This window comes from Ktedonobacter robiniae, from assembly GCF_016587375.1.
In the GTDB taxonomy this organism is placed as follows: Bacteria; Chloroflexota; Ktedonobacteria; order Ktedonobacterales; family Ktedonobacteraceae; genus Ktedonobacter; species Ktedonobacter robiniae.
In genome coordinates, this window is sequence record NZ_BNJG01000002.1 from 1,356,470 (window position 1) to 1,378,191 (window position 21,722).

The 21,722-nt window shown below is 53.6% G+C and carries 15 protein-coding genes; 10 read left to right on the plus strand and 5 right to left on the minus strand.

Annotated features, from left to right (window positions below; translation table 11 throughout):
- The first annotated feature begins 16 nt into the window (after window positions 1–16).
- Together JMJ04_RS26595 and JMJ04_RS26600 are read left to right on the plus strand one after the other, a co-directional pair.
- Window positions 17–1,066, plus strand: coding sequence for a glycoside hydrolase family 43 protein (locus tag JMJ04_RS26595; RefSeq protein ID WP_201373444.1), 1,050 nt, complete (start codon window positions 17–19; stop codon window positions 1,064–1,066).
- A 403-nt stretch (window positions 1,067–1,469) separates the two neighbouring features.
- A complete protein-coding gene (locus JMJ04_RS26600) occupies window positions 1,470–2,576 on the plus strand; it encodes a glutamate-cysteine ligase family protein (RefSeq protein WP_201373445.1) in 1,107 nt (368 codons plus the stop codon).
- A 93-nt stretch (window positions 2,577–2,669) separates the two neighbouring features.
- Here the strand turns inward: JMJ04_RS26600 and JMJ04_RS26605 are convergent, their stop codons facing one another.
- On the minus strand, window positions 2,670–4,931 hold the full coding sequence (locus JMJ04_RS26605) for an ATP-binding protein (protein WP_201373446.1): 2,262 nt from the start codon (window positions 4,929–4,931) through the stop codon (window positions 2,670–2,672).
- A gap of 229 nt (window positions 4,932–5,160) precedes the next feature.
- Here JMJ04_RS26605 and JMJ04_RS26610 point away from each other — a divergent pair, with 229 nt between their 5' ends.
- Both JMJ04_RS26610 and JMJ04_RS26615 read left to right on the plus strand, forming a co-directional pair.
- A complete protein-coding gene (locus tag JMJ04_RS26610; RefSeq protein WP_201373447.1) occupies window positions 5,161–5,883 on the plus strand; it encodes a response regulator transcription factor in 723 nt (240 codons plus the stop codon).
- A 490-nt stretch (window positions 5,884–6,373) separates the two neighbouring features.
- The gene (locus tag JMJ04_RS26615; protein WP_201373448.1) at window positions 6,374–8,731 is read left to right on the plus strand and encodes a phosphoketolase family protein; all 2,358 of its coding nucleotides are present in this window, start codon (window positions 6,374–6,376) and stop codon (window positions 8,729–8,731) included.
- Between the two features lie 98 nt (window positions 8,732–8,829).
- On the opposite strand, the gene JMJ04_RS26620 is transcribed toward JMJ04_RS26615, so the two are convergent.
- Both JMJ04_RS26620 and JMJ04_RS26625 read right to left on the minus strand, forming a co-directional pair.
- Complete coding sequence (locus JMJ04_RS26620; protein WP_201373449.1) at window positions 8,830–9,534, minus strand: response regulator; 705 nt, start codon at window positions 9,532–9,534, stop codon at window positions 8,830–8,832.
- On the minus strand, window positions 9,527–10,885 hold the full coding sequence (locus JMJ04_RS26625; RefSeq protein WP_201373450.1) for a sensor histidine kinase: 1,359 nt from the start codon (window positions 10,883–10,885) through the stop codon (window positions 9,527–9,529). The genes JMJ04_RS26620 and JMJ04_RS26625 overlap by 8 nt, the downstream gene beginning before the upstream one ends.
- A 313-nt stretch (window positions 10,886–11,198) precedes the next feature.
- Between JMJ04_RS26625 and JMJ04_RS26630 the strand changes: the two genes are divergently transcribed.
- The 5 genes from JMJ04_RS26630 to JMJ04_RS26650 all read left to right on the plus strand — a co-directional run bounded on the left by JMJ04_RS26630 (window position 11,199) and on the right by JMJ04_RS26650 (window position 18,201).
- A complete protein-coding gene (locus tag JMJ04_RS26630) occupies window positions 11,199–11,966 on the plus strand; it encodes an ABC transporter ATP-binding protein (protein WP_201373451.1) in 768 nt (255 codons plus the stop codon).
- Complete coding sequence (locus tag JMJ04_RS26635) at window positions 11,959–15,195, plus strand: ABC transporter permease (RefSeq protein WP_201373452.1); 3,237 nt, start codon at window positions 11,959–11,961, stop codon at window positions 15,193–15,195. Before JMJ04_RS26630 ends, JMJ04_RS26635 begins: the two co-directional genes overlap by 8 nt.
- A gap of 19 nt (window positions 15,196–15,214) precedes the next feature.
- Window positions 15,215–15,721 carry a hypothetical protein gene (locus JMJ04_RS26640; protein WP_201373453.1) on the plus strand — a complete coding sequence of 169 codons (507 nt, stop codon included), beginning with the start codon at window positions 15,215–15,217 and terminating at the stop codon, window positions 15,719–15,721.
- Between the two features lie 446 nt (window positions 15,722–16,167).
- Window positions 16,168–16,836 carry an AAA family ATPase gene (locus JMJ04_RS26645; protein WP_201373454.1) on the plus strand — a complete coding sequence of 223 codons (669 nt, stop codon included), beginning with the start codon at window positions 16,168–16,170 and terminating at the stop codon, window positions 16,834–16,836.
- Window positions 16,837–17,037: 201 nt separating this feature from the next.
- Entirely contained in the window at window positions 17,038–18,201 is a 1,164-nt protein-coding gene (locus JMJ04_RS26650) for a site-2 protease family protein (RefSeq protein WP_201373455.1), read from the plus strand.
- A 79-nt stretch (window positions 18,202–18,280) separates the two neighbouring features.
- On the opposite strand, the gene JMJ04_RS26655 is transcribed toward JMJ04_RS26650, so the two are convergent.
- Both JMJ04_RS26655 and JMJ04_RS26660 read right to left on the minus strand, forming a co-directional pair.
- Window positions 18,281–18,742 (minus strand): carboxymuconolactone decarboxylase family protein, encoded by a 462-nt coding sequence (locus JMJ04_RS26655; RefSeq protein ID WP_201373456.1) that lies wholly within the window; start codon window positions 18,740–18,742, stop codon window positions 18,281–18,283.
- A gap of 227 nt (window positions 18,743–18,969) precedes the next feature.
- Window positions 18,970–19,473, minus strand: coding sequence for a hypothetical protein (locus JMJ04_RS26660; RefSeq protein WP_201373457.1), 504 nt, complete (start codon window positions 19,471–19,473; stop codon window positions 18,970–18,972).
- A gap of 272 nt (window positions 19,474–19,745) precedes the next feature.
- Between JMJ04_RS26660 and JMJ04_RS26665 the strand changes: the two genes are divergently transcribed.
- Complete coding sequence (locus JMJ04_RS26665; protein ID WP_201373458.1) at window positions 19,746–21,704, plus strand: PAS domain S-box protein; 1,959 nt, start codon at window positions 19,746–19,748, stop codon at window positions 21,702–21,704.
- Window positions 21,705–21,722: the final 18 nt, after the last annotated feature.

The window sequence follows — 21,722 nt, forward strand, 5'->3', positions numbered from 1 at the left end:
AAGGAAAAGAGACGGCATGACCTCTACACGAAGTAAGCTTCTCCCCTGGGCAGCTACACTGCTCTCGCTCTGGTTGCTGGTAGTGGGTTGCACGTCGTCCGATTCATCTATGCTAAAATCAGATGTATCTCTGCGCAATCCAATAGCGCCAATCGCTGACCCTTTTATTGTCAGACACGCAGGCAGCTATTATCTCACTGGCACACGAACCGGGACCTCGCTTGAGATATGGCACGCGCCGCGCCTGGAGGATGTGGGCAAGACCTCGCAGACAATCTGGACGCCGCAGCAGGGCGAGCCAGCTTTCCAGGTCTGGTCCCCCTCTATGTTCCTGCTGGACTACCATGGAAGCAAGCACTGGTTTGTCTACTTTACGGCAGCCATGCAGGACAAAAACGAGGCCCATCGTATTTATGTCTTACAGAGCGAGGGCAGTGATCCACTTGGACCATACACATACAAGGGACAACTGGCAGGGACCGATGACACCACCGCTATCGACTCCTCCTTGCTAGAGCTAGACAATAAACTCTACCTTATGTACGTGCTTGAAAAAGGCTCAAACGCCGTTTATCTCGCGCCTATGAGCGATGCCCTGACGGTGAGTGGTGAGCCTCGCTTAGTCATCGATCCAGACCACCCCTGGGAGCAAGGAGACCAGGCATACTCGCACTATCCAGTCGCCGAGGGGCCCGAGGCCCTCTATCACGATGGCAAGACCTTTATTGTCTACTCGGGTAGCGACACGGGTAACTACAACTATTGCCTGGGGCTTATGATCTATAAAGGTGGGGATCCCTTAGAGGCAAAATCCTGGGAGAAGAAGGGACCAGTTTTCCAGTATAGTAGCGATAATGGCGTCTTTGGCCCTGGTAGAGCACACTTTACGACCTCGCCAGATGGTAACCAGTCCTGGATGGTCTATCATGCCAAAACCACCGCCGATTTCACCTATGATGGACGCGAGACACGCACGCAACAATTTACCTGGAACGCGGACGGAACACCAAATTTCGGCACACCTGTAAGTGTGAAAACCCCACTAGAGCCGCCAACGGGGGAATAACATAGGCGCCATATGTATGACTTTGCTGGCAAATTTTGTCCGGACAAGTTCTGAGCGTGGAAAGGTATCCAGCGGCTTGAGAGACGGGCGTTCTCACAAGCCTGTTCGGGCAGCTTGACAAAATTTGCCAGCAAAGTCATACATGTGGCGCCTATGGGATGCAAAAAAACGTGAATTGCACCCAGAGAGATCGATGCCCTTGACTGATTGCTCTATGCCTTGTACTATTTTACCGATAAGTTTATTTTTGAGCATAATACACAATAATACTTATTTCCAAATGTAACAAGTAAGCCGTATTCTATTACCCCATCTGAAGCCAGGCCAGTGGCTTCTTTTGCCAGCCGTCGATGTTCTTGTAGAAGCAAATCTTGTAATGCTAGCTTCAGCCTGAGGAGCAGAGATGTTTGCATTTGGCATCGAGCATGAGGTCGCCTTCCTCAACCGGCAAGGAGTTTTCGCCGATTATTCCAATACCACCTTTGAAGAGTTTGATCGGATTGTAGCGCAGTTACCACGTTATGAAGCGGATTATCCGCAGCTACGTATCGGGGATGCTGGTATCAAGGTCAAGCGCTGGTATATCGAGGGCTTCGAGCGCTATAGCCTGGAGGGAAGGGTCACCGCCTGTCCCCCCAAGGGCATCGAGATACGTACAACCATCCATTCATCCATCGGGGACGCGGTGCAGGAATTGACGGAGAGCTTTGACCTTCTGAGGCAGGCCGCGCACATGGAGGGCTTTACCCCGGTGCTTGTGAGTTATCATCCCTATCAGCGCGCCTTCACTCCCAATCCACCTCTGAATGCCTACGAGCAACAGCGCCGCGTGCTCTCGCCTGAGAAGCGCACGGCCTTTCTCCCCATGGTGACCTATGGTCCTGACCTCAACCTGTCATTACAGGGGATGAGTAACGCCGAGATCATTGACGCGGGGAAGAAGCTGACCTATTATAGTCCCTTTATTGTGCCTTTTAGCGCAAGCTCACCCTTTTACGAGGGAAAGGCCTGGGAAGGGCTTTCGGTGCGCACCTTCATTCGTACGGGTATCCGGCCCGCCACCATGGTTTTTCTTGAACGCTCTGAGGACTTGATTGCAAGCTCGCCCTCGCTGACCAAGCCCGCGCGCCTCCCAGCCGAGGTGGGACGTATCGAGTTCAAAGCCTGTGATAGCTGTGACGATTTCGCACTCTACGCCGCTCTGCTGGCACTCCTCAAGGGCCTGCTACTGGATGAGACCCTGCCAGAACGACTGCTAGTGCCAGATACGGCTCTACACCAGGCGTCGTCCCGCAAAGGCTTCGTGGATGCGCGCATTGAAGAGGGAGCATGGAACATCCTTGAGGCCGCGAGCAAGGCGCTATGTGATGATTCCGATCACACCTACCTGCGCCCCCTCTACGCCCTCCTGCGCGAGAAGAAGACGCCCGCCCACACACTCATTCAAGCTTACCAGAGCACAGGATCAATTGAAGAGGCACTTCAAACAACCTATCCCTCTACAGAGTAATGGTGGCATGACACCGCTAATGCTGTAAAAAATAATCTGAGAATACCAGGCGAAATGTTTTCACCCATCATAGGCGCCCGATTTATCGGGCGCCTATGGAACCTGGGGCGACGCAGCGTAGGCCGCAGACATTCTCGGATTCATTATTAAAACTCCATTAGCAGCGCCATCCCCCGCACCGTCCGCCAGTACCTTTTGCGAGGAGGAGACGGGGAAAGAGAGGTAGAAGGTTGAACCCTCTCCCTCCATCGACTCAAACCAGGTATGCCCACCATGGCGCTCCACCAGTTCTCGGCAGAGGTAGAGGCCCAGACCCGTGCCGGCAATCCCCTCGTTAAGTGCATTGTCCGCGCGCATAAAGCGACCAAAGATCTGCCCCTGCTGCTGCTCAGGGATACCAATGCCTGTATCTTTGACGCTTACCAGCACCGTATTCTGCTGGTGCGCATCCACGTCGATCTGAATGGCCCCGCCCAGGGGGCTATACTTGATCGCATTGCCAATAATATTCGTCAGCACCTGCTCAATACGCTGCTGGTCGATATCGACGACAAAGTGGTCGGTAAATATATGTAGAGCCAGCGTATGGCGTTCGGTGGTGACTTGCAGACGCGTGACGACGCGCTTCAGCAGCGCGATCAAGTCCACAGGCTCAAAATGTAGTTGCAAGCTGCCAGTCTGGAGACGTGCAACATCCAACAGGTCCGAAGCCAGGTCTACCATGCGCGATGTGGCCTGGTCAATGTTCTGGAGCGCCTCCACCTGCCATTCGGCCAGTTCGGCCCCCTTGCCGCGCGCGGTCTGCACCAGCAAGGTTTGAGCAAAGCCCTTCAGGACCGCCAGGGGCGTACGTAATTCATGGGCCGCGATAGTGATAAACTCATCCTTTAACCGCTCAGCCTCGGCATAGGCCATCAAGCGGCGTGTCTCGGTTACATCATTCCAGACAATGACGGCGCCTGAGGCCTTTAACGACTGCTCCTCCTTCGTCGTACGGTACCGGGGATGCATGGGAACAATCGAGGCCTTGGGCAGATGTAGTGGCGAGACATTGACCATATACTCGCGCACCTCGTTATTGGAGGTATTGACCATGACCGTAAAGTTCAGGTCGCGTCTCTCCGTCGTCGCGCTCTGAATCGGTCCCGCGAGCATAGCCGTGATCTCTTGTCTGTGATTCTGCTCATCTTGAAGCAGTTCGCGAATATGGCGCGCGGCCAGGTTCTCGCGCAGTATACACCCATGCACATCCATCAACATAACCCCGTCGGCGATATGCTCAAAGATGGCATCCGTCTCCAGCACATGAATATGGGCTGAGTGATAGAGCCGCGCGTTATCCAGGGCAATGGCTGCCTGTGTGCCCAGACCAAGCAACAGAGCCTCATCCTCCTCCGTAAAATGATCCGGCGCACCATGACCCAGCAGCAAGCCTCCGCGCACGACAGATGAGCGATCTAGCAAGGGCACACCCAGAAAGCTCCGCACCACGGGATGGTTCTTAGGCACGCCTACGCTGAGCAGCTTCTCCTTCGAAACGCGCCCTTGCGCATAGTCCACAGCAGCCTGCCGTCCCGCTTTAATCCACTCGGGCGACATATCGTGGCGATGCACACCAGCCATACGCCCATGCACCAGAACATCCGCTATGCGCACCGGCACCCCCTCCCAGAAAATGGGCGCGAGCAGCCCCTCGCCCTTGAAAGACATATGCTGGAAAAAATGCTCTTGCTGAGACGAAACCCCCACGACCGCCGCCAGGTAAAACGCATTCCCGCCAACAGGGGTTATCGGCTGACCAAACTCATTCAGGGGGCGCAAGGTAAAGGCCGCGAACTCCGCTCCCGTCAACTGGCAGGCCGTCTCAGCGATCAGGTGCAGCAACTTCTTCTCGTCTAGCTCGCTAGAGAGCGCGGTTCCTACTTTATAGAGAGCGGCAAACTTGCGGGCGCTCTGTTCCGCACTCTGGCGTCGTTTGACCGCAAGCTGCACGAGTACCAGGATTGAAGACATCATCAGGAGGAAGATTGCTAGCTGGACCAGCATGGGTGCAAGCGGCTTCACCAGGCCAACCGGGTCAATTAAGACCACATAGACACATACGATCTGCAATGCGATAGCCAGAAAGGTATAGCGCACAGGCCAATAATATGCCAGCACGGCAATTAAGGGGAAATATAAGACGCCAGCGTTGGGCAGAAAAATAAGCCAGAGATCACACATATATAAGAGGCTCGTCAGCAGGGCCGTCCCCATCACCGCTGTAATAATGCCCGAGAGAGGGAACATATGCCAGCGATGCCAGGCGGCATCGAGCATCACACTAAAGCGTTGCAACCATAAATTGTTTTTCAAATAAGAGCTTATTTTCATGAGTCTATAATAATAGAATTTAAGGTGAATAACAAGATAAAAGGTATTAAAACCTCGTGAAAGAATGCTCGTTCCACTTTTTTATTGAGATAAACACTTTACAAATAGAGGCATTTCCGGCACAATACATGCAGATACACACATGATAGAGATGCGTGTGTTCTGTCTGGCTACCACTACATATCTCCACGAGAAGAGGAAGCATAAACATATGCCTGCGAAAAAAACCGTCATTCTCACCGCTGACGACGACTCACAGCTTTTACGGCTCGTCTCGCGCAACCTGGAGCTAGAAGACTACGAGGTACTCACAGCCAGCGACGGGGAACAGGCCCTGGCCATCGTAGAGAAACAGCTTCCCGACCTTATTTTACTTGATGTCATGATGCCCAGGGTGGATGGCTTTACAGTCTGCAAGCATATTCGCGAGTTCTCAATGGTGCCCATTATCATCATTACGGCCCGTGGCCAGGATCGCGATAAGGTCAAGGGGCTGGACCTGGGTGCCGATGACTATCTGACCAAACCATTTAGTATTGAGGAACTCCTGGCACGCGTGCGCGCGGTCCTACGCCGCTCACGCTTCAGCGCCAGCGAGCCAGGCCAGGCTACACGCATGCAAGCCAGCATCGGCGAATTGACCATTGACTATTCACAGCATCTTATCATCAAGGGCACAAAAGAGCTCTCCCTCACACCTATCGAATACCGCCTGCTTGCCTACATGGCACAGAACATGGGGCACATCGTCACTCATGACCAGCTACTCGAACACGTCTGGGGGAGCGAGTACATAGGCGAGAGCCATATGCTCCAGGTCAATATCAACCGCCTACGCCGCAAGCTAGAGCCTGATCCCTCGCATCCACGCTATCTGCTCACCAAGGTCGGCATCGGCTACCTCCTCGCCTCCCCCTCCGGCGCCACTTCCTAGTCTGGCCAAAAACAGTCCCGCTACCCATCCAGGTCGGGTAACGGGACTGCTATAGCGGGCAAGAGAGTGAGAGGTGTCTGCTGTCACTCTACCGACGCTGCGGGCAGCGCATGATGGTTCGTCCAACCTCTTGGAAATCTTGTCTCGCGAATATTTTATGTACTGTGCTTATCTTAAGCATTTCATATCACAAATTTATCACTTTTAATTTTCACAATCTCACATTTTACTCACATGAGTATTAAAAATTCATAAATGTAGCAATCAACTTTGTGGTTATTTAGCATTTAGACATATATATTTGCTGTACAAGCATTAAAAAATTGTTATAGAATAATATACATAGCACATAGCTTGCTTATGCCAAGCGTAACGCATACATGCAACCACACGTGTTAGAAATGGCTCGCAGCGCTCAGGGCGCATGTGTTGTAAGGATATAGCTATCATAAAAGTAGAAAGCATAATTCTCTGTATCAAGGAGAGTGTCATGGCGCAACTCGACCAGCCTCAGCTTGAACGCATGCATCGTTACTGGAATGCGGCCAACTATCTGACTGTCGGCCAGATCTATTTGCAGGCTAATCCTCTCTTACGAGAGCCGCTTAGCCCCGAACATATCAAACCCCGCCTGCTGGGCCATTGGGGGACTTCGCCCGGTCTAAGCTTTATCTATGTCCACCTTAATCGCCTCATCAAGGAGCGCGACGCCAATATGATCTACCTGGCGGGACCTGGCCACGGTGGACCCGCTATCGTGGCCAATGTCTACCTGGAGGGCACCTATAGCGAGGTCTATCCCCATATCACACAGGATCACGATGGGATGCACAGGCTCTTCCGTCAGTTCTCGACTCCAGGCGGCATTCCCAGCCACGTCAGCGTTCCTACCCCTGGCTCCATTCACGAGGGCGGTGAGCTGGGCTATGTGCTCTCGCATGCCTTTGGCGCGGCCTTCGATAATCCTGATCTAATTGTGGCGGCGGTGATCGGCGATGGCGAGGCGGAGACCGCGCCGCTTGAGGGCGCCTGGAAGAGTCTGAGCTATCTCAATCCTATCCGTGATGGCGCGGTCCTCCCCATCCTCCACCTCAATGGCTATAAAATCTCCAGTCCCACAGTGTTGGGGCGTGCCTCTGATGAGCGCATTCGCAGATTAATCTCTGGCTATGGCTACGATGTGCATTTCCTGGAGGGCGATGACCCCATGCAGATGCACCACGCCTTCGCCGAGCTACTTGATACCTGCTATGAGAAGATTCGCGCCTGCCAGGAGCATGCCCGCTCACACGGCGTCCAGGGCGTGCCCCCCTGGCCCGCGATCATTCTGCGTACCCCCAAAGGCTGGACCGGGCCAAAGGAGGTTGATGGCAAACGCATCGAGGGGACCTACCGCGCGCACCAGGTTCCCATCGACGGGGTCAAAAACAATCCAGAGCATCTGCATATGCTCGAAGAGTGGATGCGCAGCTACCAGCCAGACGAGATCTTTGACGAGAATGGAAGGTTTATCTCCGAACTGGCGGAGCTAGCACCACAGGGCACGCGCCGCATGGGCGCCAATCCTCACGCCAATGGTGGTCTCCTGCTCCAGGATCTACATCTCCCACTCTTTACCGATTACGCCCTGGGTGTCAAGAAGCCCGCCACGGAGCGGCATGAGTCTACGCGCCAGCTCGGCATGTGGATGCGCGACATCTTCTCCGCCAATAAAGAGCAGCAGAACTTCCGCCTCTTCTGTCCCGACGAGACCAACTCCAACCGCCTGAGCAATGTGTTTGAGGTCGAGAATCGCTGCTTCGTCGAGCCAATTATCAGCGATGATGACAATCTCTCGCCCGATGGGCGCGTGATGGAGGTCTTAAGCGAGCATCTCTGTCAGGGCTGGCTGGAGGGCTATCTCCTCACCGGACGCCATGGCATCTTCGCCACCTATGAGGCCTTCGCCATGGTCTCGGCCTCTATGACCATCCAGCACTCCAAGTGGATGGAGGAGGGCATCAAGCTCCCCTGGCGCGCGGATATCTCCTCGCTCAATATCCTGCTGACCTCAACCTGCTGGCGCAACGACCACAACGGGTTCAGCCACCAGGGACCCGGCCTGATCGATACCGTGCTCTCCAAGAAAGGAACCGTGGCGCGTATCTACCTGCCACCCGATGCCAACTGCCTCCTCTCGGTGGCCGATCACTGCCTGCGCAGCCGCAACTATGTCAACCTGATTGTGATCGATAAGCAGCCCCAACTCCAATGGCTCAATATGCAAGATGCCATTGACCACTGTACACGCGGCCTCTCGACCTGGCAGTGGGCCAGCAACGACCAGGACGTTGAGCCAGACGTGGTCATGGCCTGCGCGGGCGATATTCCCACCCTGGAGACCGTCGCGGCGGCCTGGTGGCTACGCCAGCACATCCCAGAGCTAAAAGTACGCGTGGTCAACGTGGTCGACCTGATGACGCTCTATCCCCCCTATCTCCATCCTCACGGCATGGAGGAGGCCAAATTCGTCGAGCATTTTACCGAGGACAAACCGGTCGTCTTCGCCTTTCACGGCTATCCACGCGCCGTTCACGAAATCGTGCATGGTCGCGCTAACGAGGAACGCTTCCACGTACGCGGCTTCAACGAAGAAGGCACAACCACGACTCCCTTCGACATGGTGGTGCTCAACGGCATGAGCCGCTACCACCTCTGCATTGAGGTGTTGCGCCGCGCTCAGCGCGTTCGTGGACTCACTCCGGCCCTGATCGCTGAATGTAACGACCTACTTGCCAAGCACCATACCTACGTCCGCGCTCACCTCGAAGACATGCCCGAGATCCGCGACTGGACCTGGACCGATTAGCGATATAACATAGGGGTGATAGCGTGATGATGGGCTGGTTTCGCCAGCCCATCATCACGCTATCACCCCTATGTTATGCGAAGCACCGCAGGTGCAAGCTAACGAGACAGGAGTCCTCGTTCAAGCGCGACCGCAACGGCTGAGGTACGTGAGTCGACCCCAAGCTTGGTATAAATACTGGTGAGATGCGCCCCCACCGTGCGCAGGCTGATACCAAGTTGGGCTGCAATCTCTTTGCTGCGCTCGCCACTCGCCACTCTACGCAAAACTTCTAGCTCTCTCTCGCTTAGCTCACCCTCGCCACTACTCCTGGCCCTTGGAGAGGGACGCTGCTCCTGAGAAGCATGAGAAAGCAGGCGCGCCACAATTCCCGGCTGAAGCAGCGTTTCTCCACGCGCCGCGCTCCGTATGGCCTGAAACATTGTTTCACTACTGGTGTCTTTCAGCAGATAACCGCAAGCGCCAGCACGTAGACCGCGTAACATAAGATCGTCCTCGTTATAGGTAGTCAAAATAACGATCGCGATATGCGGCCATTGCGCCCGCAAATGAGTGATCGCCTCCAGCCCATCCATTCCTGGCATACGCAAATCCATCAACACTACATCGGGTTGCGCCTCTTTGACGATACGAAGAGCGCTTGCTCCATCTGCCGCCTCCCCCACCATGACAAAGCCCTCGCCCAATATCTCTAGCATCATACGCAAGCCTTCACGCACAACCTGATGATCGTCTACAACGACGACACGGATTAGCCCCTGCTCATGCTCATTCGCTTTCATACGTGTATATTCTTCACTCATGACGCACCTCTTCCCAGACCGTTTCACGCTGTTCTTGCGGATGCTGCTCCAAGGAGAGCAGGCAAAAGAAACGCAGGGTCGTTCCCTTACCCGGATCACTGCATACCTCAAAGCGAGCCCCGATCAGGCGCGCGCGCTCACGTAGTCCGAGCAAACCGAAGTGGCCAGGTAGCTGCTGCGCCTGGGCAGGAGCAAAACCAACCCCGTCATCGCGTAACATAATGATTAGCTGTTGCCGCTCACACACAGCACTCAAAAAAACGTTATGCGCCTGGGCATGCCGCACGATATTGCTAAGTCCCTCGCTAATCATTCGCTGGATATGCTCATACGAGGCAGGAGGAGCCATGGTCAGGGCTTCGATATCACACTCACAGGGAATGCTTGTGTACTCAGTAAAGCGTTTGACCTCCTGCTGGATAGCCTCTTGCAGATCAAGGGAACCAGGGGTTTCGGCGCGCAGATCGTCAATGACGTTGCGAGCCTCCGTAAGGGTTGCACGCGCACGCGCCATCGCTTGCTGCACAATATCGCGTGCCTGTCTAACTTGCTCGCGTGCGAGCAAACCATTCGTCGTCTCCAACTGCATAGTAATGGCGACCAGGCCTTGAGAGAGCGTGTCATGCAGCTCACGTGCCAGCCGCTGACGTTCCGTAATCAACGTCAGGTCTTGTACCTGGGCTGCGTAATCCTCAAGCTGTATATGCGCCTCCTCCAACTGCGCATGGGTATGTTCCAGTTCGTGGTGCGCCTGTTCAACCTCACTGAGCAACTCCTGATCACGCTGGTGAGCCTGTGCGCGTTGGCGGTAGAGGAGAAGGCAGGCAACGATAAACATCAGAATGACCAGGAAGTTGGCGGACTTGACGAGGGAATTCTGGAAATTGGTTGTAAATAGACCTTGTTGTGGAAGAGTCGCAAGCGTATATAAAACAAGGTAGCTACCCGAGATGATAATCGTCGGGCGCGTCCACTTAAGCAAGCTCACTGCCTCAAGCGTTAATGCGAGAAAGAGCGTTGAGATCGCAAACTGCGCGCCAGTAACTACCAACATACTCTCTACGAGTAACGCCTGGACAAGAAAATAGACCCAGAGGTAACGCTGCTTGAGATGCCCGTAGAGCGCGATCCAATGCAGCGCGCCATGTAACAATAATCCGCAAGAGACAAACACCAGGTCTCCAAGGACTGAGTAGAGTCCCGCCGCTCCATTTTTCCCCATCACGCCCATAGAATCTTGCATAGCCGACAGGTACATCAATACACTCTGAGCATACACAACTCCTACCCATACCAGGAGAAGCCAGCGCAAAGGATGTTTCTGACTGACAACTATATTCCGCTGCTGCATCTTACGCATCGCTCCATTTTATAGGGCGTTCTCGGCGCCTACGTCGCTTCGTCTGGGTATAGACTGCGATGTGCAAATGCCACAGCTTATACCAGACGAAGCGAGTGATATTACCCAAGTATAGCATCGCTCACTAGAAAGCCAAGCTGTCAAAGCATGCATTCTTGATTGCAGAGTTGTGCAATACAGGTTTGATCAATGAGGTTTGCATGGATATACGATGTCTTCCGCCTCAATGTTGCGTACAGTTTAAACAGATCCAGTATCGTGTAAAGTCTCTATTAAGCGCTACACATAACAGGAGCAGCAGTTTATGTTTATATCAGAAATGCAGGCGCAAAAATCAGATATTATTGAGGCCATTGATGTGCGCAAAAATTACGCTACAGGAAAATTACATGTTCAGGCCTTGAAAGGTATCAACCTTCACATTCGGCAAGGCGAGGTTGTGGCAATCATGGGTCCAAGCGGATGCGGAAAAACCACACTTCTCAACTGCCTAAGTGGGCTCGATAATGTCTCTTCCGGCATCATCAAAATCGCGAGCAAGGATATTCGTAGTTTCTCAGACCGCGAGCTTACCGCCTTCCGCGCTCGCGAAATGGGTTTCATCTTTCAAACTTATAACCTGCTACCAATTCTCACCGGGCTGGAGAATGTTGAGTTACCCCTTCTCGCCAGCGGCGTGCGGGCGAAAGAGGCTCGTGAACGGGCCCTGCTCAGCATTGAGCAGGTTGGCCTGGGCGACTGGCGCTCCCATCGTCCGGCCGAGATGAGCGGAGGGCAACGTCAACGCTTCGCCATCGCTCGTGCCCTCGCCACAGCTCCCTCTATCATCTGGGCCGATGAGCCAACAGGTGCGCTCGACAGCCAGACCAGCCAGGAGATTATCGATCTGATGCTCTCACTCAATCGCGATTACAACCTGACCTTTGTCTGGGTAACGCATGCACCTGAGGTCGCTCGCCAGGCTCAACGCCTGATTATGATGCGCGATGGTTCTATTGTGGAAGATCAGCCACTTTCAGCAACCGGATCTCCCTTAACCGCAATTCAGCAGAGTGGAGAAAGCCATGCATAATATTATCAATGACCTCTCTCCTACGATCCTCGTCGCCTGGCTCGGACTCATTACCGGTACATGTCTTCTCGGTATCCTGCTATCAGGAAGCCTGAAACCATTTTTGCTAAAGATGGGCGCGTGCAACGCCTTGCGCCGCCCCCGGCAAGCCCTGCTCCTGGTATTCGGTCTGGCACTGGCAACTGGCATCATCGTGGCCGCGCTTGGCATCCAGGACAGTTTTAACGCCTCAATGGCTCCCTATCGCCTGGCACAGATGGGCAACGTTGATGAATCGATCACTGGAACCTTCACGCAACAGCAGATCGCTACTTATCAGGCGCAGATACGGCAGCAACACGACGTACAGGCGGTCTCAGCACTTTTCTATGCGCATGGGGCTGGTGGCTCAAATGTCTGGTCAAGCCGTACAGGTACCTCCCTGGGGAGTCTGTCCACCTACGCTATTCCCCCGGACTTCGACACTGTCTATGGTCCACTTACCGACAGCCATGGGCAGCATATCCACTTCGCCGACCTGCGTCCAGACGAGGTCTACCTGAGCAAGACCCTGGTTAGCAGTTTTGATGTACAACCAGGAGATACCTTACAAATCCAATTCTTCTTTAGTGGCGTGGGAAAATTCATCTCGACAAGCGCTCGTGTACGCGCCCTGCTGCCTAACGACCTGGCCTTTACCTCCGGTGAACTGGCTAGCAACAACCCCGCAGGAGAGATCATCTTACCGCTCGCTACCTTGCAGGGATTGGCAGCCCAACAGCTTCACCAGGATTTTATTGTGAATACCATTTGCGTGAAAAATGTAGGCAGCGGGGGCATGGATGATATTGGGCCCGCCGGAGAACGTAGCCAGGCCATACAGAGCACTCTCAGCCATATCGTCGGCGTACCCGTTCTCGATGTAAACGGCGGCCTTGACCTCGATACACAATTTAATGATGTGCTAATTCATCCTCTCAAGCCGGATATGGTGCAGCGTTACGGCGTACCTTTAAGCTTCGCCTTACGCCAGACAAGCGCCGCGCAGCAGCTCCACTTCTCTATCCCCCTCCTCAGCGATCTCCTGGTTGGCGCGGCGCTGCTTCTCCTGGTGCTCCTCTTCCTCTTACTGGCCGCTGAGCGACGCTCTGAACTGGGTATCAGTCGCGCGCTTGGGCTTCAGCGTGGACACCTCATCCAGCTATTATTACTTGAGGGCTGTATCTATACTCTGGTAGGAGGCTTACTCGGCATTCTGTTGGGGCTGGGTATTATCGCCGCTCTGTTAGCACTTCTCTCCACGGTTCCGCAATTAGGGGGCGCATCCATAGCGCTACACGTCTGGGTGAGCTGGCAGAACCTTGGAACGGCCTATTGTCTGGGCACACTGGTGGCGCTACTGGCCATATTCCTTAGCGCTATCTGGATCAGTAGCCCAAATATTGTCGCGGCTATCCGCAATCTCGATGAGCCACCTACCCTTACAGCTCGTTTATCACAACTTGTGCTCGCGCTATGGCTACCACCTCGCGACGAAGCTGGTTTGGTCATCCCTGAAACCCTGGCGCGCCAGATAGGGCGACGAGTCGAGGCCATAGGGAGACTGCTCTGGGGACTCTTTGCTCGCGGCGTACTTAGCCTTCCGCTAGGACTTTACCTGCTTCAGCAAGGTATGCATCAGGAGCAGATCTGGTTACAACACCTCGGCATTACCCTCGCCTGTGCCGGAGCCTGTCTGCTCATTGCCTGGCTCCTTCAATGTCTCAAAGTACCTTCTAGCTTCGCGCGCCGCCTGGGCTTTACGCTCCTGGGGTTAAGCTGGCTGGCTTTCGGCCTCTATAAAAACATTCTCCTGGGCTTCTTTATCGACGTTCCAGGTGACAATGAGCCATTCCTGACGCTTGATACGCTATTAAGCACGTTGACACTCGTGAGTGGAGCAGTCATCCTGGCGATGTCCAATGTGGATCTCCTACTTCACGCTTTTTCAACACTTATACGACGTGTACGTAGCCTGGCGCCTATCAGTCGTACAAGCCTGGCCTATCCGCTAACATTCCGCTTCCGCACTGGCACGACCATCTCCTTGCTGAGCCTGGTCATGTTGCTTGTGACTTTCTTTACCACCATCAATCTGGTAGACATTCAGCACAATCAGCTAGATACCATCACAGGCGGTTACCAACTTGGCATGACAGATCCCAGGCCAGGACTGGAGCAACAATTTCAGTCTGCGCCCGAACTACAGCAACAGTTTCAACGTATGGCATCCCTACACGCACTGCTCGGCATTATCAAAGGCAATCAGGTAGCCCTCAACGTGCCGCTACGCCTGCATCTGCCCAACGGCGATACCACTCTTAAGAGTCTGATGCCAACTGAGGCCAGTGACGCCTTCCTCGCTGGCACCCAGCTTCCCTTTCTGGCACGCGCCCAGTCCTATACCTCTGACCGCCAGGTCTGGGACACGCTACAAAATCAGGCTGGATATGCGGTGTTGCGCTATGACACCGATGCGTCAGGGCTACCTACAGGCAATGGTTTTAAGCCCTTTACGGTTGATATTCCTGATCGCACAGTCCCTCAAGGCGTGCATTATCATCCTGTGATCATTATTGGCATCCTCGCACCCGACACCTATTATCCCTCCCTCTTCGTATCTCAGCGCACAGCACGTGATCTTATGATTGGACAGGCTGTCAAAGGTAAAGGCGACATCACGTACTACACCTACCTCTTTCAAGAACGTGATGGAACCCAAAACAGCCAGGCCATACGCGTGCTGAACCACATCTTCAGTTCGGGCAATCGACGCCTGGCCTTTCAGGTACTCGATCCCAGCGAGGGCAATACGGCCACAGCTATATTAACGCTAACTATCACAGGGTATCTCGGCCTGGGACTAATCTTTGGCATCCTGGCAATCGCCATTATCATCAGCCGCGCAGTAGTTGAGCGACGACAACAGATTGGTATGTTGCGTGCGTTAGGCTTCTCGCGTGGATTAATCCTACGCTCCTTCTTGCTAGAAGCGAGCATCATTGTCACTCTGGGTCTGCTGCTTGGGACGCTGCTAGCCTGTGGCCTCGCTTACCAGGTCTTTACTGCCTACTCCGAGAACTTTCCCTTGCCCATCTTACCCTTGCTGTTGATACTCCTGGCCTGTTACCTGGTAGCATCTCTCGCAACCATTTTCCCGGCTCGCCAGGCTGCACACCTCTCGCCAGCGGAAGCTCTGCGCTATGAATAAAGAAGGGAACAACTTCGCTATGCCAGCACCACAAATTGATCTCAATAAAAAACCTCAAGCCAGGTCCAATACATGGGGCAAGCTGCTGCTTGTCGTCGGACTGAGCGCTATTATCCTGCTAGGCGGAGGCATAATTCTCTGGCAGGTAACGATACGACAGCCTGCAAACCATGTGACCCAAGATGAGGCATCTTCAAGCAACTCGCAGGGTAAAAACACTGCCTGTGGTCCTCGTCTCCCTATGGATAGCATCTTACAAGAGATAGCTAACCAGCTTCAAATAAACCTCGACCAGGTCAAGCAACAGGTACGCGCAGGGAAGAAACTCCGTGATCTCGCCGCAGGCAAGAACATCTCGCTTGCCCGCCTGCATGCTATTGAAATACAGGCCTTCGAGGATGGAAACAACCAGTGGCAGCGCCAGGGTTGCCTCTCGCCACAGGATTACAAAGACAACCAACAACGCTATAGCGTCTTAACTCCCCTGCAACTAGATGACGAAGTTACTGACACTCTTACCCACTAAGATACATTTGCTGTGTTCCAGGGTCCAGGCATGCCTGGACCCTGGAACACACTAGAAGTGCTCATAACGTACCCTATATACAGGATACGTTATGAGCACTTCTAGTGTGTTCGCCCGCTGGCATCCATACCACCTTTTTTCGTCAGATACGGTGCATTCGCCAGATGAAATATTCTTTCCCCCGTATGCCTCAACAGCCTTCTCTGCCTGCAAGCAGAACTATACAATAGAGCATCCCAATTTCAAGCCCGTCCCTAAAGGCAAAAGGCAGGATTTACATATTTTGTATACATTGTGTCAATTCTTTATTCAAACCTTTGACTTATAGACATAAATAATGAATAATAAGGAGACACGAGGGCGATCTTCCCAACGCTCTCATTGGTAATCCCACGCAAGGCGTACTCACTGGGTGGTCTCCACCCCTGGCAAGATCGAGGGCACATATGAAAAACGCGACTCCTGGTCTCACCTGGTTGATTGAGCACATCCTCCCTCGGGGAGAACTTACCGTTATGCAAGGCCCGCTCCACATTGGTAGATCGCTGCTCCTGCTCGATTGGGCGCTCTGCTCCGCTACTGGCAAATCCTGGTTTGGGCATCTGGTTCATCCTGGTTCAGTAGCTTTCTGTTCCACCGAGAAATTGCAGGACCTTGGACAACGGGCACGCGCCTGGTACACAGCCTACCAGTCGGACATCGATCTCCCCGTCCAGCACACTCCGATCTCCTTCTTTGAGCTAGAGGCCCTCTCTGAAGAGAACTATCTTGCGGCCAGTGAACAGCTCGTAGAAGAGATCAAGGACATGCAGGATCCGCCATCGCTCATTATCCTGGATGTCGAAGGCACCAACGAACGCCAGGCACGCGTGCTTGCCTACCGCTTATGGCAATATTTCGGCGCCACAGTCCTGCTAACCTCCTCCGATTCCTCCCGCGATGATATCCTCAAGCTCGTTCCCTCTGGCTATAAAGATGAGCAGGAGTTCCTCTTGCATTTCCCCGGCACCTATGGCACCTCTGCGCTCCAATTGCGCCTGCAATCTGTCGCCAGGCCGGGAAAGGACTTTCCACCCTCACACATCATCGAATGTAGCGACCAGCAATCAGCTTAAGGGTGATATGGTAGTATAGAGCGTCCTGGGCCAGGACGCTCTATACTACCATATCACCCTTACGTCCCCAGTATGCTTTCTTCAAGCTCCCTTTCAATTGTCCGCTACTTGCAAAAGCAAGGGAATGGTAACCAACTTCTGGCTTTCTCCGTGATCAGAGTAAGAGTACCTGTACCTGGTGATATCACAAGGAGTACTGTCATGCCTGGCTCATTTCGCATCGCTACTATCGCGGGCATTGATATCCATATCAACCTTAGCTGGATTATTATCCTCTTGCTCCTGACCGTCTCGCTCTCGACCGGACTGTTTCCTCGATCTTTTCCGGGCTTTACGAGTAGTACTTATTTTCTGCTCGGCCTGGTCTCGGCTCTGCTCCTCTTTGTCTCCGTGCTCCTGCATGAGCTGGCGCATTCGTTTGTCGCGCGAGCGCGTGGCCTGCCTGTGAAAAACATTACGCTCTTCATCTTTGGCGGTGTCTCTAATATCGAGCGCGAGCCACGGAGCGCGGGGGCCGATTTCCAGGTCGCAATCGTCGGCCCTGTGGCCAGCCTGCTCATAAGCGGGATCTGTTACGCGCTCTGGGCCCTCTTGACCAGGGGCGCGGATAATCCTATCGCGGCCATCTTACTCTACCTGGGGGCAGCCAACCTATTGCTCGGCCTCTTTAATCTGATTCCCGGCTACCCGTTGGATGGCGGGCGCATCCTACGCGCTATTGTCTGGAAATTTACGGGCAATATCAATCGCGCCACGAATATCGCCGCCGCTATCGGGCAGGTGGTCGCGATCAGCTTTATCATCTGGGGCATCTTCCTCTTCTTCAGCGGAAACAGCTTTGGCGGTATCTGGATCGCCTTTATCGGCTGGTTTATGCTTAGCGCCTCCCAGGCGGCACGTGCCCAGAGTACCTTCGAAGATACCTTCCACAATATTACCGTTCAGGATGTTATGAGCCATAATATAATCCTCATTCCCGCCAATATCTCGCTCCAGCGCCTCATCGATGAGTATATCCTCCCGCAGGGTCTGCGCTCGGCGTTGATAACACAGGGCGAGCAGTTCGCGGGCCTGATCACGCTCAGCGATATTCGCCATATCCCACGCGAACAATGGGCCACTACCCCCGTTGGCTTCGTCATGAAGCCAGTCTCCCAGTTACACGTTGTCGCGCCAGGGCAGAACCTGCGCGATGTCATCACCCTGCTCAATGACCGCGACATCAACCAGCTCCCTGTGGTCGAGAATGGCCGCCTGCTGGGCATCTTGAGCCGCGATGCCGTCCTTCGCGCGCTTGAGGTCCGCCGCCGCCTGGGTATCAAGCAAGACACCGAACAGGACCAGCACCAGGCCACATCCTCATAAAAACTGTAAAAAAAGAGAGTATCCAGGCTCGCGGGTGGAAGACCTGCGAGCCTGGATACTCTCTTTTTTCAAAAACCCGTTAGCGCTGCTGCGCGGGCTGGTAAGTTCCTGGTTCGGAGCGGAAGCCAACTCCGAAGCGGTTCCATCCATTGATGGCGACGATGGCCAGCGTCAGGTTGGTCAACTCCTCGTCATTAAACTGCGCATGTACGCGCTCATAAAGCTCATCGGGGACATCATTGCTCGGCAGCAGTGTCAGGGCCTCGGTCCACTCCAGGGCCGCCTGCTCACGCTCGCTATAGAATGAAGTCTCGCGCCAGACCGAGAGCAAATAGAGACGCTGCTCGCTCTCCCCCGCCGCGCGCGCATCCTTCGTGTGCATATCCATACAATAGGCGCATCCATTGATCTGCGAGGCGCGGAACTTGACCAGTTCCAAAAGGGAATGCTCTATACCACAATTGCGCACATAATGCTCAAGCTGATACATCGCTTTCACTGCTCCGGGCGCGGCTTTAGTATATTCTATTCGCTGAGTCATATAATCCTCCTTCAAATTCATGTCACTATTCATCTTGGATATATTTTATCCTGGATATTCCATGACTTAAATATACCATGATTAGATACAATTTGTCCAGGAAAAAAGAGCTTTCCGGCAAAGTTTTGCCGGAAAGCTCTTTTTTCCCTGCGCCTCAATTTACCTGTAGGACCCATGCAAGCATGGGCTCACTTGCGACGCTGTTTCGCCAGGGCTATCTACCCAAATTACTGATTCTGGGTATCCGTGTCGCTAGTCGCATTCTGCTGCTGATCAGTGTTTGTCGCATTCTGCTGCTGATCGGTGCTAGTCGCATTCTGCTGCTGATCAGTGTTTGTCGCATTCTGCTGCTGATCGGTGCTAGTCGCGCCCTGCTGCTGGTCACTAGTGGTCGCGCCTTGCTGCTGGTCAGCGTTGGTCGCATCCTGCTGCTGGTCAGTATTGGTCGCATCCTGCTGCTGGTCGCTAGTGGTCGCCCCCTGTTGCTGATCAGTGCTGGTTGCGCCTTGCTGCTGATCGGTATCCATCGCACCCTGCTGCTGATCGGCGTTTTGCGGGTCAGTGCTGATTCCATACTGTTGCGGATCAATGGTGTTCCCATTGCCAGTAGCAAATCCACCTCCCATTTTGACGGCATAACGATTCTCATGCGCAGAGGCATGAGAAATATGGGAAAAGGCTAGAACGCCTGCGAACATGCAAAGGGCCACAAATAGGATGACTCTCTTCATATCAGTTTCCTCTCTATAAAATGATTAAATCAACCATCTACCTATAGGATAATAAAAAGTGCAAATCACCTGAGATGCATGTGTCACTTTTCTATTTCACCCTGATCACGCGCTTCGAGATACGCATTGCCTATCCACTAAAATAGAAGAGAGAGGATATTCCATACACAATATGATCTTATTCCGAAACCCAACGTCACTGGCGTGACTAGCGCTTCGCGCTCAGGGTTTTCGGATATGAAGTATGTGGCTTAAGAAAGAGAAGCTTTGCGATGTCTGATACAGAGGATTTTAGCCAGCAGTTCTCTGCCTCATCTCCACCCAGGCAGATTCCATGCGCCCATCTTCATGTACTTCTAGATATTTCTTTGGATGCCTTGCTGTTACTCGACGAGGCAGGGAAGATTGTTATGGCGAATAAACATACAGAGGAGCTTTTTGGATATGCAGAGAAAGAGCTGTATGGAGCATCATTTGAGTTTCTCTTTCCATCCCACCTTCACGAGGCCTCACTTTATGAGCGAGAGCAGTACTTCGCCATTCCACAAAATTATCCCAAAGCAGAGGGTCTGGAGTTGTATGGACAAAAGAAGGATGGTACTGAGTTTCCGGTAGAAATCAACCTGCATCAGCTTATACTTGATGATAAGCTCCATGCTCTATGCGTCATTCATGATATGACCGACCACAAGGCCGAGGAACGGGAACATGCGACGCAGGCCTTACACCTGAGCCTCTTGACCAATCTCGTCAATCTAGCTGCCGATGCCATTCTTATACGCGATCCAGTCAGCCGTATCCTCTTCTGGAATCGCGGAGCAGAGCAGCTCTATGGCTGGAGCGAGCAGGAAGCCCTGGGCCGAATCACGCATAGTCTGCTGGAAACACGCTTTCCCCAGAGCCAGGCTGCAACCGACGAAGCCCTTGAGCAAAAGGGAGCGTGGGAAGGTGAATTGACACATACCAGCCGTGATGGGCGCACGATAGTAGTGGAGAGCCGCCAGGCGCTTATACGTGATGATCAGGGCAAGCCCCAGGCCATCCTGGAGGTCAACCATGATATTACCGAGCACCGGCGCCAGGAACAGCACTCCCAGGGAGAAAAGCCTGGCAGTAATCCCCTCTTCCTTCGCATCCTTGACAGCTTATCCTGCGGCGTCTTCCTGGTGACAGGAGCAGATGCACGCCTCCTTTTTGCGAATCGTTCCGCCCATCAGGTATGGGGTACGCAGTGGCCATTTCTCCAACCATTGCTTGAATTCCTTCGCACACACGATATCACCATCCTGAATGCCCAGGGACAACCATATGCGCCAGATGAGATGGCCACTTTTCGGGCGTTCAAGAAGGGGGAGCATGTACGTGCTCTACAATCAATTGTGCGCCGCCATGACGGAAAACGGCTTCCCATCCTGATCTATGCGGAACCATTCGAGCTTCCCGCGAACATGGGGTTACCAGCCTCCGAGCGGGCCGTACTACTCATGTATCAAGACATTACTGCTATCAAGGAGGCCGAATATCTCAAAGATGAGTTTGTGGAAATCGTCGCCCACGAACTACAAAAACCCCTGAACACCCTTGCCAGCTATGCGGATCTCTTACAAAGAGAGATAAAACCGGAGGATATACCAGCCCTCACACCACACCAACAAAAGGCCATAGCTGCTATAACAGAGACAACAAACAGTCTCTCATCGCTAACTGAAGATTTGCTCGATGTCACCCGTCTACAAGCCGGGCGACTCGTTCTCAATCTCCAGTCGGTAAATATTGTGCCACTCATCCAACAGGTGACTGCACGCCTCCAGGCTACAACCAATAAACACCAGATCGAATTTCAGGCCAGCAGCGAAACCATGCTTGCACACGTCGACCCCTCACGCCTGGAGCAGATCATGCGCAACATCATCGATAACGCCATCAAATACAGCCCCGAGGGAGGCCCCATCCTGGTCGCATTCAAAGAGGAACCTGAGCGGCAACGCATCCTCGGTAAAGTGCAGGATCAAGGCATTGGCATCCCCAAACAGCAGCACGGACGTGTCTTTGGACGCTTTATGCGCACCGATAACGCCCGCGCCCGCCAGATCCCAGGGATGGGCCTGGGGCTCTACCTCTGCCACGAACTCATCGAACTAATGGGCGGCTCTATCTGCTTCGACTCCGAGGAGGGCCAGGGTTCCACCTTCTACATCACCTGCCCCCTCAGCCCGCCATCCTCATTGTAGGGTCCATGCTGGCATGGA